This window comes from Cricetibacter osteomyelitidis (assembly GCF_004340985.1).
GTDB classification, from domain to species: domain Bacteria; phylum Pseudomonadota; class Gammaproteobacteria; order Enterobacterales; family Pasteurellaceae; genus Cricetibacter; species Cricetibacter osteomyelitidis.
The window spans coordinates 22825-40320 of sequence record NZ_SLYB01000014.1; the positions used below are offsets into that span (position 1 = coordinate 22825).

Here is a 17496-nt window from a genome sequence, read left to right on the forward strand (position 1 = left end):
ACAAAATGGCAGAGAATCAAAACTACGGCACAGGTCGCCGCAAAAGCTCTTCAGCTCGTGTATTTATCAAACCGGGCAGTGGTAACATCACTATCAACCAACGTTCTTTAGACGTATACTTCGGTCGTGAAACTTCACGCATGGTAGTACGTCAGCCTTTAGAATTAGTTGAGTTAACTGACAAATTAGACTTATACATCACTGTTAAAGGTGGTGGTATTTCTGGTCAGGCAGGTGCTATTCGTCATGGTATTACACGTGCATTGATGGAATATGATGAGACTTTACGTCCTGCATTACGTGCAGCCGGCTTTGTTACTCGTGACGCACGTCGCGTTGAACGTAAAAAAGTGGGTTTACACAAAGCACGTCGTCGTCCGCAATACTCCAAACGTTAAGGTGCGACAAGTTGTCGTACTTATGGCAAGATGGTTTCACCACCCGCTGCCAACTTTTCAAGTACCCCTCGGGGTACTTGGGAAGCAGACAATATCAGTTCAAATTTATCTCTTAATTTACATCAACATCTTTTATAGTCATCATTACTTTGCTAATTTTAATCGGTTTTTTTGCACAAATACTTTTTCTTATTTAGTGAAAGAATAAAAGTGCGGTGAAAAAATTAAATATTTAGCAGAGAGAAAAATTTCGTTATAATAACTGCTCTTTTTAGCCTACAAATTATTTATAAATGCAACTACAAGCCAATCAACGAATTTTAGATTTAAGCATTCCGCAAATTATGGGAATTCTTAATTTCACACCGGATTCTTTTTCCGATAGCGGAAAATTTTTCCAAAAAGACACCGCACTTTTCCAAGTAGAAAAAATGTTAAATGCCGGTGCCACAATTATTGATATTGGTGGTGAATCCACCCGTCCCATGGCCGATGAAGTGACTCTTGAACAAGAACTGGAACGAGTTATACCGCTGGTAGAAGCAGTGCGAAAAAATTTCGATTGCTGGATTTCCGTGGATACTTCAAAAGCACAGGTGATGCGGGAGTCTGCCAAGGTTGGGATGGATATTATTAATGATATCAGAGCATTACAAGAACCCGATGCTTTGCAAACAGCCGCTGAGCTGACATTGCCGGTGTGCATTATGCATATGCAGGGGCAGCCCCGCACTATGCAGGCAAATCCGCAATATGATGATGTGGTGCAAGATGTGAAGCAATGGCTGTTAGCACGGGCAGAACTTTGCATTAAAGCCGGTGTCAAAAAAGAGAACTTGATTTTTGATCCGGGGTTTGGCTTCGGCAAAAGTGTGGAGCATAATTATCAGTTATTGAAGCATTTAGATGAATTTTGTGCCTTGGGCTATCCCGTATTATCCGGGCTTTCCCGCAAATCAATGATTGGGGGAATATTAGATAAACCCGTAGATCAACGCACGACGGGCAGTGTAACCGGTGCGTTGATTTCTGCGATGAAAGGGGCAAAAATTTTACGCGTGCACGATGTGGAACAAACCATGGATGCATTAAAAATTTGGCTTGCAACAGAAAAAGTAAAATAACTATTAAAAATTTAGAGGACTAACTATGGCAGAACGTAAATATTTCGGTACAGACGGTGTACGCGGTAGAGTGGGACAATTTCCAATTACTCCGGAATTTGCTTTAAAACTCGGTTGGGCGGCAGGCAAAGTGTTGGCGACCCAAGGATCCCGTCAAGTATTGATCGGTAAAGATACGCGTATTTCCGGCTATATGTTGGAATCTGCCCTTGAAGCGGGACTTGCCGCAGCGGGTTTATCTGCGGCGTTTATCGGCCCTATGCCGACACCGGCGGTAGCTTATTTGACACGTACCTTCCGTGCGGAAGCGGGAGTGGTAATTTCTGCCTCACACAATCCTTATTTTGATAACGGAATTAAATTTTTCTCTGCACAAGGCACAAAATTGCCGGACGAGGTGGAAGAAGCCATTGAAGCTATGTTGGAGCAACCGATGGATTGTGTGGAATCCGCAGAACTTGGGCGTGCCAGTCGTATCAATGATGCTGCCGGTCGTTATATTGAATTTTGCAAAAGCACGTTCCCGAATCATTTAAGTTTAAGCGGTTATAAAATTGTGGTGGATTGTGCTAATGGTGCAACCTACCATATCGCTCCGAATGTGATGCGTGAGCTGGGGGCTGAAGTCATTGAAATCGGTACTAAACCTAATGGTATGAATATTAATGAAAAATGCGGTGCCACCGATATTAAAGCCTTGCAAGATAAAGTGCTTGAAGTAAAAGCGGATGTAGGCTTGGCTTATGATGGTGACGGCGACCGCATTATGATGGTGGATCACAAAGGCAATAAAGTCGATGGTGACCAAATTTTATTTATTATTGCCCGTGAAGCACAGCGTTCCGGTACATTAAAAGGCGGCGTAGTAGGCACATTAATGAGCAATATGCGATTAGAACTCGCCCTTAAAGAATTGGCGATTCCGTTTATCCGTGCTAACGTGGGCGACCGTTATGTACTTGAAAAAATGCAGGAAAATAACTGGGGCTTAGGCGGTGAAAATTCCGGCCACATTATTATTGCGGATAAAAACACCACGGGTGACGGCATTATTGCTTCTTTAGCCGTATTGAATGCTATGGTGCACCATCGTTTATCTTTAAATGATCTAGCCGGTGCAGTGCAATTATTCCCGCAAGTGTTAATTAATGTACGTTTTGCCGGCGGGGTGGATCCGTTAGAAAGCGAAGCAGTAAAAGTCGCTGCACAGAATGCAGAACAACAATTAGCAGGTAAAGGCCGCATTCTATTGCGTAAATCCGGCACCGAGCCGTTAATTCGCGTGATGGTGGAAGCTCAGGACGGGGATTTGGCTCAACGCTGTGCCGAGCAAATTGCCGAAGCAGTGAAGACGAATTAAATGATTAAAAGCGGGACGATATAATATATCCCGTTTTTTTATTTGCATTTTTCTTGAAATGCTTCCACCGGATTTAAAATTTCTTTTGGATTAAACCGCACTTTTTGTGGTGTTAAACAGAGTGGAAAAGTGCGTTTTCGGGCAACGATGGTGATTAGCGGAGCGAAATGTCTAGCAAAATGCACGCTTTTTTTGATTTCGATATACTGCATATCCAGTACTTCAAAATTTAATAATTCCAGCCAATCCACCACTCGCCATGCACAAAAACGGCGGAATAAAAATTTATCCGGTGATTTATTCAAATAACGTTTGAATAACAATGTGCCGGCGGGATTAAACAACGAAATAAACAAATAGCCGTCAGCCATGGTGACTCGTTCCACTTCCCGCAATAATTGGTGAGGATCTTGGCTAAAATTGATTGTATTGGCTAAAAAGCAGGCATCAATGCTTTTTTCGACCAAAGGCAATTCTGTGGGGTTAGCTTGAATAAGCGAATAATCCGCTTGATCGGCATAAAGTGCGGTTATTTTTTTAGAAATTTCGGGTGCGATGATCATTTGATGACGCAAGGGCAAATTACATTGAATTTCACCACTGAGACCGCCGATTTTTAAAATCTGATAACCTAAAATTTTTGGCAGCCATTTTCCAAAATAGTCGCTAATTGCGGTACAATAACGTTCACCACGCGGTAATTGTTGCCAGCTTTGCGGTAAATTAATTGCATTCGGATATTTGGCTTGCCATTTCATTGATTAACCTCAAAAGGATATTGTTATGTTGATTCCATTGCCCGCCTTAAATGATAACTACATTTGGCTTTATGCGCGAGAAAACTTACCTGTTATTGTGATTGATCCGGCAGAGAGTCGTCAAGTGTTAGATTATTTGCAGCAACATCAACTTACCTTGGAAGCCATTTTATTAACCCATAAACACAATGATCATATCGGTGGAGTTGCTGAGTTAAAAGCACAATTTCCAGCCGTATCGGTATATGGTCCGCCGGAATGTGCCGGGCTTGGAGCAACGGAAATTGTGCAAAATGGTGAAATTCAGACCGCATATTATCATATTCAAGTCATTTTTACCGGCGGACACACGGAGCAGCACATCAGTTACTTGGTAGATGAACATTTATTTTGCGGTGATAGTTTATTTTCTGCCGGTTGCGGCCGAGTGTTTACCGGTGATTACCAAGCGATGTTTGACGGATTGCAGCGATTAAAAGCCTTGTCCGATACAACGATTGTGTGTCCGGCTCATGAATATACCTTAAGTAATTTAGCTTTTGCAGAGACAGTGACCGCTCGGAGAATACAAAGTGGGGTACAAAATCACAAAAGTTTTGTAATGCAATTACGCCAAGCCGATAAACCGAGTTTGCCTACTACAATGGCATTAGAAAAACAAATTAACCCGTTTTTACAGGCAGAAACGTTGGAAAAATTCACCGCACTTCGCCTGGCTAAGGATAATTTTTAGATTATGAAAAAACAACAAAAAAATCAGCACGCCGGACCGGTGTTTATTTTAGTGCTGGGGATTTTGGCAATGCTACCGCCTTTGGCCATTGATATGTATTTGCCGTCATTTTTAGATATTTCTAAAGATCTCAGTGTCCCGGCGGAGAAAGTGCAAAACACTTTAGCATTATTTACTATGGGATTTGCCATCGGACAGTTGGTCTGGGGGCCGATTGCAGACAGCTTCGGACGTAAACCGGCGATTTTAATCGGTACATTGGTATCAGCGGGTGGTGCTTTATTATTAACGCAAGTCAATGATATTCATCATTTTGTTTCCATTCGTTTTCTACAAGGCTTTTTTGCTGCGGCACCGGCGGTGATTTTAGGGGCATTATTACGGGATCTGTTTAGCAAAAATTATTTCTCGAAAATGATGTCGATGATTATGCTAATTTCAATGATCGCTCCGCTTATTGCTCCGGTTATGGGCGGTTATATTGCCAAATTTTTCCACTGGCATTCGATTTTTTATGTATTGGCGTTTATGGGGTTGCTTAGCTGTGGGCTGGTGGCATGGCAAATTCCGGAAACCCTGCCTAAAGAAAAACGGATTCCTTTCGGTTTACGTAATGTGGTGCGTAACTTTGTGTCTTTAATTAAAGTGAAAGCCGTGGTGGGTTATGTATTGTTAAGCGGTTTTTCCTTTTCCGGCCTGTTTGCTTTTCTCACATCCGGTTCTATAGTGTATATTGATTTATACGGCGTAGCTGCGGAAAATTTCGGTTATTTCTTTTTAATGAATATGAGCGTGATGATTCTATTCACTAGCATTAACGGCAAAATGGTGATGCAAGTGGGAGCTGAAAAAATGCTTCGTTTCGGTTTAACCATTCAATTTTTGGCAGGTTGTTGGCTGTTATTAGTCGCATTGCTTGATCTCGGTTTTTGGCCGATGGCACTTGGTGTGGCTGCTTATGTGGGCATGATGTCCACCATCGGTTCCAATGCAATGGCAGCGATTCTTGACCGCTTCCCGCAGTATGCCGGTACTGCAAATTCCCTTGCGGGCACAATGCGGTTCGGAATGGGATCTATCGCCGGTGTATTAGTTAGCTTTATTCCCGTCACCAGTGCCGTGCCGATGTTGGTATCAATGTTTATTTGTATTACGTTGGGATTATTGAGTTATTGGTTTTTGACTTATGATAAATAATAAAAGGTTCGTAATGATCTGCACCAATTATTGATTCAGGCATTTACTTGTTCCTTTTGTTTATATAATTTGAACCTGAAGTCATTAGTGCAATAAAAATAAAATAAATCGATTAATTTTTATTAAATATGGAAATAAGATCACAAATTTTTAAGAAACAGCACAAATGATGATTTGTTCTCTACCTCAAACTAAGTATTCAACCCGAAATAAATCAAAATTCACCGCACTTTGATTTGCTCAATGTGTGACAATTTATTAGAATATCGGGAATTTATTTATTGCAGATTAGACATGACTATTTTAGCTATCGGAGTGAACCACAAAACCGCCAGTGTTGCTTTGCGGGAGAAAGTTGCTTTTTCGGAAGAAAAGCGGCTTTTAGCATTGAGGCAGCTACAAAATAATGGTCTGGCTCCTAATGCGGTAGTGTTATCAACGTGTAACCGCACAGAAATTTATCTGCATAATAAAAAAATCCCGCCGCAAGAAAACGAAATGTGGTTGCAACACTGTTTATATTGGTTCAGCCTGATTCATCAGATTGATCCTAATGAATTGGCGGACAGCCTGTATTATTACGAAAACACCGAAGCTGTGTCACACTTAATGCAAGTAGCAAGCGGATTGGATTCATTGATCCTTGGCGAACCGCAGATTTTAGGGCAAGTGAAGCAAGCCTATCAGCTGAGTGAAGATTATTATCAGCACGAACACACTCCTATTTCCGGCGAGTTATCCCGTTTATTTCAGAAAACTTTTTCTACCGCAAAACGTGTACGGACGGAAACGGATATCGGCGGAAGTGCGGTATCGGTGGCTTATGCCGCGTGCAGTTTGGCTCGTCAGATTTTTGAATCTTTTGAACCCTTAACCGTTTTGCTTGTGGGAGCCGGAGAGACCATTGAATTGACCGCCCGCCATTTATTACAACATGGTGCGGAAAAATTAATTATTGCCAACCGCACTTTAGCTCGTGCGGAAAAATTAGTAGAAACCTTGCAAAGTGCGGATAAAATTCAAGTAATTCCGCTCACCGAACTGCAACAGGGTTTAAATCAAGCGGATGTGGTGATTAGTTCTACGGGCAGTGATCATATTTTGATTTCAAAAGATATGGTGAAAAATGCCCAAAAACAACGTCGTAACAAACCGATGCTCATTGTGGATATTGCTGTTCCCCGCGACGTAGAAGAAAGTGCGGGTGAGATCAGCTCGGTTTATCATTATTCCGTGGATGATTTGCACAGTATCATTCAACGCAATCTTGCTCAACGAGTACAGGCTTCCGAACAGGCGAAAGAAATCGTTGAGCAAGAGTGTGAGAATTTCTTTGAATGGTTGAAAGTACATCAATTTTCAGGCTTGATTCGCTCTTATCGCGATAACGCAGAACAAGCCCGTCAAGAATTGTTGGAAAAATCACTGCAAGCCTTGCAACAAGGACTGGATGCCGAACAAGTGCTGTTAGAACTCAGTCGTAAACTTACCAATAAATTATTGCACGCCCCGACACAAGCAATGCAACAAATGATGAAATCCGCTAACCCGCAAGGTTTGCACGCGTTTTCTAAAGCCTTGGGTGTGGAAAGCGATTATGAATAAAATATTATTTTAACAAATCCGCCAATCCCGCTTTCATTACAGACATTTGCGATTCGTACAACGCCTTGCTTTCCCGTTCATCGATCATATACATAATGGTTTCCGACAAGGTCATTTTCATTTTTTTTGAATACTTGGATAAACGGTTCCACACGGCATATTCCAAATCAATGGATTTTTTTTTGGTGGATTGCTTTTCGCCGTTAAAATAACGTTTGCGTCTTGCCCGAATAGCCTGATCTAACTTTACCGTCAAATTTGGTGCAAGATGCAGTTTGATCCAATTTTCGATTTCTTGGGTATTATTTTGTGATTGTAACAGCTGTTTGACTTTTTCTTCTTCCAGACTTTTTTCTTCATATTGGGTGATCTTTCCGCCGTCGCGGTGTTTTTTGATCAAATAAACCCATTTCCAATTTGCTTCTTGATTCTCTAGTTTTTGATATTTCATCAGTTTTTCTCACTCTGTTACATTGTAACTGACAATAATATACCGCTGAAACAGGAATTTTTCCAGCATTGATAAGCGATTTTTTACAAAATATGCGATAATAACCGCATTTTGAAAAATCATAGAGAATATTGCGTGAATTTATCTTCTTTTGCCCTTGATTGGCAAGCCTTACAACCTGCATTCAATCTGAAATCATTCCGACCGCAAACGGTGGATTTTTTTAATTTACAACCGCGAGCAGTATCGGCGGTGCAACAATTTTTGCAAAATTCCCACCGCTCTTTATTGGTGTTGAAAGCTAATGATTTGGCCACCTCCGCAAGTGCGGTAGAAAAATGGGTGAAATCTCAACAAGCCCCTTTAACTGTGCAAGGTGTGCAATATGTGATCGAACAGGCGGATTCTTTTTCTTTCGCTCGAGTCACCGCAGAACCGGCTCAATCGATAGATGATAATTTCGCTGCCAAGCACATTGTGGCAACTGCGTTATATTGTGATTGTAATCAATTATTTGGCTCAATTCGCTTGCATCCGGTATCTAAAGATATTCAGCTGAATGCGGGATTGGTACACCAGCTTAACGGTGGTGTACTGATTCTGTCCGTGGCGGCATTATTCGAGCAATTTGATTTGTGGCTACGTTTGAAAAACTTGCTGGTAACCAAGCGATTTTCTTGGTATGCCAATAATCCGTTGAAATCTTTGCCTTGTGAGATTCCAAGTTATCCCTTGGATTTAAAAGTGATTTTATTGGGCGATCGTAACGAACTTGCGACGTTCGCGGAACTTGAGTCGGAATTATATAGCTTGGCGGATTATTCGGAAATTGATTATTACATCAACGTAGAACAGCCGGAGCAACGGCAACAATGGGCGGATTATGTGCAAACCTTGGCACATAATTTGCAATTAACCATTACGCCTGAAGGCTTAACTAAACTTTATCAATTATTAGTACGTGAAAGTGAAGATCGCACTTTAGTGAGCATTTCACCCGTAGAATTGACCGCACTTTTGCAGGCTACCTATCAGCAAACGTCGTCTAAAGCACTAAGTGCGGTCGATTTTGAACAATATTTCCAACAAAAAAGCTATCAGCAAAGTTTCTTGCGCGAACAGACCTATGCAGATATTTTGCACGACCAGGTTTATGTGGCGACAGAAGGCGAAGTAGTCGGGCAGATCAACGGCTTGTCTGTGATTGAGTATGCGGGGTCGCCATTATCTTTCGGCGAGCCTTCCCGTATCAGTTGCGTGGTGCAATTTGGCGACGGCGAAATCGTGGATGTGGATCGCAAAAACGAATTGGCGGGCAATATTCACGGTAAAGGAATGATGATCGCAGAAGCCTGTTTAGCCAATTTAATGAATTTCCAATCCCAACTGCCGTTTTCCGCATCACTGGTGTTTGAACAATCTTATAGTGATATTGACGGCGACAGTGCATCTTTAGCCACATTTTGTGTGCTAGTCAGTGCTTTGGCAGATTTAGCGTTGCCACAGGCTGTGGCGGTCACAGGGGCGATTGATCAATTCGGTTTGGTGCACGCAGTCGGCGGTGTGAATGACAAAATAGAAGGCTTTTTTGCTATTTGTCAACGGCGTGGCTTAACGGGATCGCAAGGTGTTATTGTGCCGTCGGCGGTGCTCGGTCAGTTAAGTCTTTCTGATGAAGTGGTGGAAGCGGTGAAAAACAATCAATTTACTGTTTATGCGGTAAATGATGTGTTTGAAGCCTGTGAAATCCTATTTAAACGGGCGTTCTTTGATGAAAACGAGCAAGAAAATCCGAACTATACCGATGAAAATATACCAATCGCTCATTTAATCAGTCAACGAATTGAACAAAAGGGAGATTTCCTACCGAAAATCGGCTTGTGGAATTTATTGCGTATCTTTAAAAGAAAAAATTAAAAAATAAAATAGCTTACAAGTGTTAGCTATTTTATTTTCCAATTAACTCTGTTAGAATGCTAGAATTTAATAAAATAGATGTCAAATTGGAGACAAAATAATGAACGCTTGTACTGAAAAACGACCTAGCTCTTACAATTACGATCACTTGCTGGCTTCCAGCCGTGGTGAGTTATTCGGTGAGAAAGGCCCACAATTACCGGCTCCGAGTATGCTGATGATGGATCGCATCATCGAAATGAACGAAACCGGCGGTAATTTCGGTAAAGGTTATATTGAAGCGGAATTGGATATCAAACCGAATTTATGGTTCTTTGATTGTCACTTTATCGGCGATCCGGTGATGCCCGGTTGTTTGGGCTTAGATGCAATGTGGCAGTTAGTGGGCTTCTATTTAGGCTGGATCGGCGGTGAAGGCAAAGGTCGAGCTTTAGGCGTAGGCGAAGTGAAATTCACCGGTCAAATCTTACCGACCGCTAAAAAAGTGGTATATCGTATTCATATGAAACGCGTAGTGAACCGCAAATTAGTAATGGGATTGGCTGACGGCGAAGTGGAAGTGGACGGTCGTGTAATTTATACCGCAACGGATTTAAAAGTAGGGCTGTTCCAAGATACTACAATGTTTTAAGCACATTATAAAATAGTTTAAAAACTGACCGCACTTTCTTAATTCAAAAGAAAGTGCGGTCTTTTTTATTAATTTTTCAAACATGTTTTTAATATATATCATATTGAATAAATGTAGCTTGTATGCTACATTTTTGCGGTGTGTAAATATTTATGAGGAATTATTATGGCTATTCGTTCATTTCTAAAAAAACAAAATATTGAATTTTCTGCCCGTCGATATGGTATTGAAGCACTGAATTTTATGGCGTTAGGATTATTTAGTTCATTGATTATAGGCTTGATTTTGAAAAATTTAGGCGGTTGGCTTCAGGTTCCTTTTTTGGTTGAAACGGGCGTGTCGGCTCAGTCGGCAATGGGGGCCGCCATTGGTGTTGGTGTAGCATATGGATTAAAAGCGCCGCCTTTAGTGTTGTTTTCCGGTGTGATCACAGGACTTGCCGGAGCGAATCTCGGTGGTGTGGTTGGTGCTTTTATTGCTGCTGTGATAGGTACGGAATGTGGTAAATTAGTGAGTAAAACTACCTTGATCGATATCATTGTAACACCTGCAACTAGCGTTATTTCCGGAATGTTGACCGCACATTTTATTGCACCGCTGATTGCTTCTGTGATGATGACTATTGGTGAGTTTATTATGTGGGCTGTGGAACTACAACCGATTTTGATGAGTATTGTGGTTGCTGTGGTGATGGGAGTAATTTTGACATTACCGATTTCCAGTGCAGCGATCGCGATCAGTTTATCATTAAGCGGATTGGCTGCCGGCGCCGCCACAGTCGGTTGTGCTGCACAAATGATAGGTTTTGCGGTGTTAGGTTATCGGGATAATGGTATATCCGGTTTACTTTCTAACGGATTAGGTACCAGTATGCTACAAATTCCCAATATCGTGAAAAATCCGAAAATTTGGTTACCTCCCACTTTAGCCGGTGCGATTTTAGCACCTTTTGCCGTTGCATTCGGTATGACGAATATCTCTAGCGGGGCGGGAATGGGCACATCGGGCTTAGTTGGGCAAATCGGTACGTTGGAGTCGATGGGAGCAAGCAAGAAGGTGTTAAGTTTAATCGGCATATTTCATATTGTACTACCGGCAATATTAACGTTGTTAATTGCTTATCCGATGAGAAAAAAAGGTTGGATCAAGAACGGGGATTTAAAATTAAATAGCTAAAAAGAAGCCCGGAAGTATTTATTCCGGGCTTTTAAATTAGTTTTCAATTGATTTACGTTTTTTATTTTTAAAATGTTTCCAAACAAAATAAGCCGCAACCACAATAATCGCAACCCAAATAATGATTTGTCCTTTTTTAATTTGAGCATGCAACCAATCTAAATTTTTTGCACCGAAATCACCCAAATATACCCAAATCGGCACGGAAATAATAGCGGCAAAGAAATCAATAAGTACAAATTTAATAAAGCTTACCTTGCGGGTAATGCCTGAAACTAAATAAATGACGGCACGTAATCCCGGTAAAAAACGGGCGGCAAATAATAGACGAACACCTTGAGTTTCAAATTTATCACGCACTAAGCGTAAACGTTTTAGCGTGACCAGTTTTCTCATAGGTCTGAAACGCAGAATTTTTGTTCCGTAATTTCTACCGAGCCAATACATTGTACTGTCACCGGCTAACACGCCGATCATACTTACAACTAACATCCAATGCACATCAGCAAAGCCTAATCCTGCGATCACACCACCGGAAACTAATGTAACATCTTCCGGAATCGGTAATCCGAATCCACATAAAATAAGTACGCCGAAAACGGCCAAATAGCCGTAGCTACTGAAAAAATCAATTAAAAATTCCATTATTGACCTTAGGTGAAATAAAAATGATAAAAACTTTCTTATTCTGCCTTTTTTAATAAAAAAATACCACTAAAAATTTGCCTTTTACTTGATAATTGATTACAATTTGCCGTCTTAATTCGTTATGAGTTAAGAAGTATTAGGGAAATCGCTGGGTCGCCTGCGGTTTTTTAAGTCAAAACATTTTATTAAAGAGAACATAAAAATGGCATTTAAATTTAACGCTGAAGTTCGTCAGTCGCAAGGTAAGGGTGCGAGCCGCCGCCTGCGTCACAACGGTCAAATTCCTGCAATCGTTTACGGTGGCAGCGAAGCACCGGTTAGCATCGTATTAAATCACGATGAATTAAACAACGCTCAAGCACACGATTCTTTCTATTCTGAAGTAATTACTTTGGTTATCGAAGGTAAAGAAGTTGCAGTTAAAGTACAAGCAATGCAACGTCACCCGTTCAAACCAAAACTAGTTCACATCGACTTCAAACGTGCATAATTAGTAATTTGTTTAAAGAACACCGATCTGCAAAGATGGGTGTTTTTTTATAAGTAAATTTTACGATAAAATATCGGAAAATCTAACCGCACTTTTAGAAAATAGAGCAAACAATGAAAATCGCATTAGGTATTGAATACGACGGTAAAAATTATTTCGGTTGGCAGCGGCAAGAGAAAGTGGAATCCGTGCAGCAAGCGTTAGAAACGGCATTGTCTTTTGTAGCAAATGAACCGATTTCGGTGTTTTGTGCCGGTCGTACGGATTCCGGCGTGCATGCCACCGGACAAGTGGTGCATTTTGAAACCAACACGGTACGCTCGGAGAAAGCTTGGTCTTTCGGCACCAATGCCAATTTGCCCGATGACATTGCGGTGAGCTGGGCGAAAACTGTATCTGAGGATTTTCACGCCCGTTTTAGTGCTATCGCTCGTCGTTATCGCTATGTGATTTATAACAATAAGCTACGTTCAGCGATTTTGCCGTTTGGTGTTACGCATCATCATTTCCCGTTGAATCATCAATTAATGCACCAAGCTGGACAGGTATTACTCGGGGAAAATGATTTCAGTTCGTTCCGTGCGGCACAATGCCAGTCCAACACGCCGTGGCGAAATGTACATCATTTAAATGTGACCCGTCAGGGTAGTTATGTCATTGTGGATATTCAAGCCAATGCCTTTGTACATCATATGGTGCGTAATATTGTAGGCAGTTTGTTGGAAGTAGGGGCGGGCAACAAACCGGTAGACTGGATTGCGGAAATTTTAGCGAAAAAAGACCGCACTTTAGCCGCTCCCACAGCCAAAGCGGAAGGTTTGTATTTAGTAAATGTGATTTATCCCGACCATTTTGACTTGCCGAAAAATCATCTCGGACCGTTATTTCTTGAAAATAATTAAAAATTTCCACTTTTTCCCCTTGAACTTCATCAATCCGTCCTTATTTAGTGAAACAAGAACGGATTATGATGAAATTGTACCGCACTTTTTAAGATAAAATTTTTTAAATCGGCTCTTGAAATTGGCAATCGCATCCCAATCTTAACAACATAATTGAATTAACGAATTTAACTAGGAGAAAACAAAATGGGAAAAATTATCGGTATTGACTTAGGTACAACCAACTCTTGTGTGGCTGTAATGGACGGCGACAAAGCGCGCGTAATCGAAAATGCAGAAGGTGATCGCACAACTCCTTCCATTATAGCTTATACCAACGACGGTGAAACATTAGTGGGTCAACCGGCAAAACGTCAGGCGGTAACCAATCCGAAAAATACTTTATTCGCAATCAAACGTTTAATCGGTCGTCGTTTTGAAGACCAGGAAGTACAACGTGATATCGGTATTATGCCGTTTGAAATCAGCAAAGCCGATAACGGCGATGCGTGGGTTTCAGTAAAAGGTGAAAAAATGGCACCGCCGCAAATCTCTGCCGAAGTATTGAAAAAAATGAAAAAAACTGCAGAAGATTTCTTGGGCGAAACCGTTACCGAAGCGGTAATCACTGTTCCGGCATACTTTAATGATGCACAACGTCAAGCAACTAAAGATGCGGGTCGTATCGCAGGCTTGGATGTGAAACGTATCATCAATGAACCGACTGCGGCGGCATTGGCTTACGGTTTAGATAAAAACACCGGTGACACCACAATCGCAGTATATGACTTAGGTGGTGGTACATTCGACTTGTCTATCATCGAAATCGATGAAGTAAGCGGTGAAAAAACCTTTGAAGTATTAGCAACCAATGGTGATACTCACTTAGGCGGTGAAGACTTTGATAACCGAGTGATCAACTATTTAGTTGACGAATTTAAAAAAGAGCAAGGTGTTGATTTGCGTAATGATCCGTTAGCAATGCAACGTTTGAAAGAAGCCGGTGAAAAAGCGAAAATCGAACTTTCATCTGCACAACAAACTGATGTGAATCTTCCGTACATTACTGCGGATGCAACAGGTCCTAAACATTTGAACATCAAATTGACTCGTGCGAAATTAGAGTCTTTAGTGGATGATTTAGTAGCTCGTTCATTAGAACCGGTGAAAGTGGCATTAGCTGATGCAGGTTTAAGCGTATCACAAATCAACGATGTGATTTTGGTGGGCGGTCAAACCCGTATGCCGTTAGTACAACAAAAAGTAGCGGAGTTCTTCGGTAAGGAGCCGCGTAAAGACGTGAACCCGGATGAAGCAGTTGCCGTTGGGGCCGCAGTACAAGGCGGTGTATTAGCCGGTGATGTGACAGACGTATTATTGTTAGACGTAACGCCGTTGTCACTTGGTATTGAAACCATGGGCGGTGTGATGACTACCTTGATTGAGAAAAACACCACTGTTCCAACCAAGAAATCACAAGTGTTTTCAACAGCGGAAGACAACCAAAGTGCGGTAACAATTCACGTGCTTCAAGGTGAACGTAAACAGGCTTCGGCTAATAAATCTTTAGGTCAATTTAACTTAGAAGGCATTAACCCTGCACCACGTGGTATGCCGCAAATCGAAGTGACTTTCGATATTGATGCGGACGGTATTATTCACGTATCTGCGAAGGATAAGGGTACAGGAAAAGAACAACAAATCACTATTAAAGCCTCATCCGGTTTAAGTGATGAAGAAATTCAACAAATGGTACGTGATGCGGAAGCGAACGCGGAAGCAGACCGTAAATTTGAAGAATTGGTTCAAGCTCGCAACCAAGCGGATGCGTTGGTTCACTCAACCCGTAAACAGTTGGCTGAAGTAGGTGATGCCTTATCCGCAGAGGATAAAGCACCAATTGAAACGGCAGTAAATGAACTTGAAGCAGCGGCGAAAGGTGAAGACAAAGCAGCCATTGAAGCGAAAGTGCAAGCATTAATTCAAGTTTCTGAAAAATTAATGCAGGCAGCACAGCAAAAAGCTCAAGCGGGTCAGGCAAACGCTCAAACTCAAAGCGGAAACAATACAAACAATGGCGATGATGTTGTAGATGCAGAGTTTGAAGAAGTGAAAGATAAATAGTTATTTTTCAAAATGTTAATTGTAGGGGCGTATTGCATACGCCCTTTTAGCGTATAAAATATGTCGGTACTTTGAGAATGAATAATATGAAAAAATTAATTTTAGCGTCTTTATCCTGTGTTCTACTCATCGCTTGTTCTAATTCAACAAAACAGGTAACGGCTAATGATTTAGTCGGGGAGTGGTCTTGTACAGCAGAGTATAAAGATCTTGGGGTAGGTACTGTAGATTTATTGAAATTAGATGCTAATGGCTCGATGAAAGATGAAAATTATATTTTTGATCATCAATTAAGTAGCATTACTTTCAATAAACCTATCAATGATTATTTTAGTTCTCCTTTCAAATATCTGAGAATTAATAAAGGTAAATGGCATTTAGAGAACAATCAATTAACCTATAATTTGACACCAGTGAGTTTCAAACGGATTATCTTTCATGACGTTTGGGAAAACATACAACAATCTGATTTTCTAAAGAGAGAAGAAGCTAAAATATTTAACATTTATTCATCAACTCAAGGTAATGATGAACCTATTAAATTAGAGTTTAAACGCTTCATTAAAAATGGATTTATAGTCACTCAAAAATTAGCAGATAGATCTTACGATAGTATTTGTACTTCTAAGCGGGCAGCAAAGTTTGAGGTTAGTGAGCGATTAGAAATCTATAAACAAATGCATAATATTAAATAATATCATTTATTAATAAATAGAAGTGAACCAAAATGGCAAAACGTGATTATTATGAAATTCTCGGCGTAAGCAAAACCGCAGATGAGCGCGAGATCAAAAAAGCCTATAAAAAGTTGGCGATGAAATATCACCCTGACCGTACCAAGGGTGATAAAGACGCGGAAGAAAAACTCAAAGAAATCAATGAAGCCTATGAAGTTTTAGCGGATAAAGAAAAACGGGCAAACTACGATCAATATGGTCACGCAGCCTTTGAAAACGGAGGTTTCGGTGGTGCTGGCGGTTTTAGCGGATTCGGTGGCGGTGATTTCGGCGATATTTTCGGTGATATTTTCAGCGATATGTTCGGTAGTGGCGGTCGTGGTCGTCAGCGTGTGGTACGCGGTGAAGATCTACGCTATGACTTGGAAATTACCTTAGAAGAAGCCGTTAAAGGCACAACCAAAGATATTCAATTAGATACTTTGGCAACCTGCGATCATTGCCAAGGCAGTGGTGGGGAAAAAGACAGCAAAGTAGAAACCTGCCCGACTTGTCACGGCAGCGGACGTGTACGCCGTCAATCCGGTTTCTTTGTACAGGAAATGGTCTGTCCAACTTGTCACGGTAGCGGCAAAAAAATTGAAAAACCTTGTAAAAAATGTCATGGTGACGGACGTGTTCATAAAAAGAAAAATCTTTCTGTGAAAATTCCGGCAGGCGTGGATACCGGTAATCAATTACGTTTGAGCGGTGAAGGGGCAGCAGGTGAAAACTTTGCACCGGCAGGGGATTTATATGTGGTGATCCATGTTAAAGAACACCATATTTTCCAACGGGACGGCAGTAATTTATATTGCGAAGTGCCGATCAGCTTCACAATGGCAGCATTGGGTGGTGAAATTGAAGTGCCGACGTTAGACGGTCGCGTGAAACTGAAAATTCCGGCAGAAACTCAAACCGGTAAATTATTCCGTATGCGCGGCAAAGGCGTTTCAGCAGTACGCAGTGGTTATGCCGGCGACTTGATTGTTAAAATCATCGTAGAAACCCCGCTTCATTTAAACGATGAACAAAAAGAATTACTACGCAAACTGGAAGAAAGTTTGGAAGGGCAAAGCAAACAACACCCTAAAGCCTCAGGCTTTCTTGACGGTGTAAAAAGATTCTTTGACGATTTAACGAAATAAAATGAAAACATTAGGAGTGGTTATAGCAATATGCTTTAACCACTCTTTTTTTGTGCCTAAATATGATCTCTGTCACAAAATCAACAAAAAACGTTACATAAATAGATTAAATGTTGGAAATTTGTAACAGATTGAGCTT

Annotated in this window: 17 protein-coding genes; 14 read left to right on the forward strand and 3 right to left on the reverse strand. The window is 41.1% G+C overall.

All coding sequences use genetic code 11. From position 1 onward, the window contains the following. Positions 1-5: 5 nt before the first annotated feature. The 3 genes from rpsI to glmM all read left to right on the forward strand — a co-directional run bounded on the left by rpsI (position 6) and on the right by glmM (position 2882). Entirely contained in the window at positions 6-398 is a 393-nt protein-coding gene (gene rpsI / locus EDC44_RS07795) for a 30S ribosomal protein S9 (protein ID WP_131977062.1), read from the forward strand. Positions 399-691: 293 nt separating this feature from the next. After that, positions 692-1522, forward strand: a complete 831-nt coding sequence (gene folP / locus EDC44_RS07800; protein ID WP_131977064.1) for a dihydropteroate synthase — start codon at positions 692-694, stop codon at positions 1520-1522. A 25-nt stretch (positions 1523-1547) separates the two neighbouring features. Next, positions 1548-2882, forward strand: a complete 1335-nt coding sequence (gene glmM, locus EDC44_RS07805) for a phosphoglucosamine mutase (RefSeq protein WP_131977066.1) — start codon at positions 1548-1550, stop codon at positions 2880-2882. A gap of 38 nt (positions 2883-2920) precedes the next feature. Here the strand turns inward: glmM and EDC44_RS07810 are convergent, their stop codons facing one another. Then, positions 2921-3640, reverse strand: coding sequence for a class I SAM-dependent methyltransferase (locus EDC44_RS07810; RefSeq protein ID WP_131977068.1), 720 nt, complete (start codon positions 3638-3640; stop codon positions 2921-2923). 25 nt (positions 3641-3665) lie between these two features. Here EDC44_RS07810 and gloB point away from each other — a divergent pair, with 25 nt between their 5' ends. The 3 genes from gloB (at position 3666) to hemA (ending at position 7175) form a co-directional block, all read left to right on the forward strand. Then, entirely contained in the window at positions 3666-4373 is a 708-nt protein-coding gene (gene gloB / locus EDC44_RS07815; protein ID WP_131977070.1) for a hydroxyacylglutathione hydrolase, read from the forward strand. A 3-nt stretch (positions 4374-4376) separates the two neighbouring features. Continuing rightward, positions 4377-5570, forward strand: a complete 1194-nt coding sequence (locus EDC44_RS07820) for a Bcr/CflA family multidrug efflux MFS transporter (RefSeq protein ID WP_131977072.1) — start codon at positions 4377-4379, stop codon at positions 5568-5570. A gap of 294 nt (positions 5571-5864) precedes the next feature. After that, entirely contained in the window at positions 5865-7175 is a 1311-nt protein-coding gene (gene hemA, locus EDC44_RS07825) for a glutamyl-tRNA reductase (RefSeq protein ID WP_131977073.1), read from the forward strand. Positions 7176-7179: 4 nt separating this feature from the next. Here the strand turns inward: hemA and matP are convergent, their stop codons facing one another. Continuing rightward, complete coding sequence (gene matP, locus EDC44_RS07830; protein WP_131977074.1) at positions 7180-7626, reverse strand: macrodomain Ter protein MatP; 447 nt, start codon at positions 7624-7626, stop codon at positions 7180-7182. A 135-nt stretch (positions 7627-7761) separates the two neighbouring features. Here matP and EDC44_RS07835 point away from each other — a divergent pair, with 135 nt between their 5' ends. The 3 genes from EDC44_RS07835 (at position 7762) to EDC44_RS07845 (ending at position 11350) form a co-directional block, all read left to right on the forward strand. Continuing rightward, a complete protein-coding gene (locus EDC44_RS07835) occupies positions 7762-9543 on the forward strand; it encodes an AAA family ATPase (RefSeq protein ID WP_131977075.1) in 1782 nt (593 codons plus the stop codon). A 100-nt stretch (positions 9544-9643) separates the two neighbouring features. Next, positions 9644-10174: a 3-hydroxyacyl-[acyl-carrier-protein] dehydratase FabA gene (gene fabA / locus EDC44_RS07840; RefSeq protein ID WP_165870243.1), complete on the forward strand. Its 531-nt coding sequence runs from the start codon at positions 9644-9646 to the stop codon at positions 10172-10174. Positions 10175-10339: 165 nt separating this feature from the next. Then, entirely contained in the window at positions 10340-11350 is a 1011-nt protein-coding gene (locus tag EDC44_RS07845; protein WP_131977077.1) for a PTS sugar transporter subunit IIC, read from the forward strand. Between the two features lie 36 nt (positions 11351-11386). On the opposite strand, the gene EDC44_RS07850 is transcribed toward EDC44_RS07845, so the two are convergent. Continuing rightward, a complete protein-coding gene (locus EDC44_RS07850; RefSeq protein WP_131977078.1) occupies positions 11387-11995 on the reverse strand; it encodes a DedA family protein in 609 nt (202 codons plus the stop codon). A gap of 205 nt (positions 11996-12200) precedes the next feature. Here EDC44_RS07850 and rplY point away from each other — a divergent pair, with 205 nt between their 5' ends. The 5 genes from rplY to dnaJ all read left to right on the forward strand — a co-directional run bounded on the left by rplY (position 12201) and on the right by dnaJ (position 17357). Beyond that, on the forward strand, positions 12201-12488 hold the full coding sequence (gene rplY / locus EDC44_RS07855) for a 50S ribosomal protein L25 (RefSeq protein ID WP_131977079.1): 288 nt from the start codon (positions 12201-12203) through the stop codon (positions 12486-12488). 113 nt (positions 12489-12601) lie between these two features. Further along, positions 12602-13390 (forward strand): tRNA pseudouridine(38-40) synthase TruA, encoded by a 789-nt coding sequence (truA, locus tag EDC44_RS07860; RefSeq protein WP_131977080.1) that lies wholly within the window; start codon positions 12602-12604, stop codon positions 13388-13390. Between the two features lie 186 nt (positions 13391-13576). Continuing rightward, a complete protein-coding gene (dnaK, locus tag EDC44_RS07865; RefSeq protein ID WP_131977082.1) occupies positions 13577-15493 on the forward strand; it encodes a molecular chaperone DnaK in 1917 nt (638 codons plus the stop codon). 86 nt (positions 15494-15579) lie between these two features. Then, positions 15580-16188, forward strand: a complete 609-nt coding sequence (locus EDC44_RS07870) for a hypothetical protein (RefSeq protein WP_131977084.1) — start codon at positions 15580-15582, stop codon at positions 16186-16188. A 32-nt stretch (positions 16189-16220) separates the two neighbouring features. Then, positions 16221-17357, forward strand: coding sequence for a molecular chaperone DnaJ (gene dnaJ / locus EDC44_RS07875; protein WP_131977086.1), 1137 nt, complete (start codon positions 16221-16223; stop codon positions 17355-17357). The last annotated feature ends 139 nt before the right edge of the window (positions 17358-17496 follow it).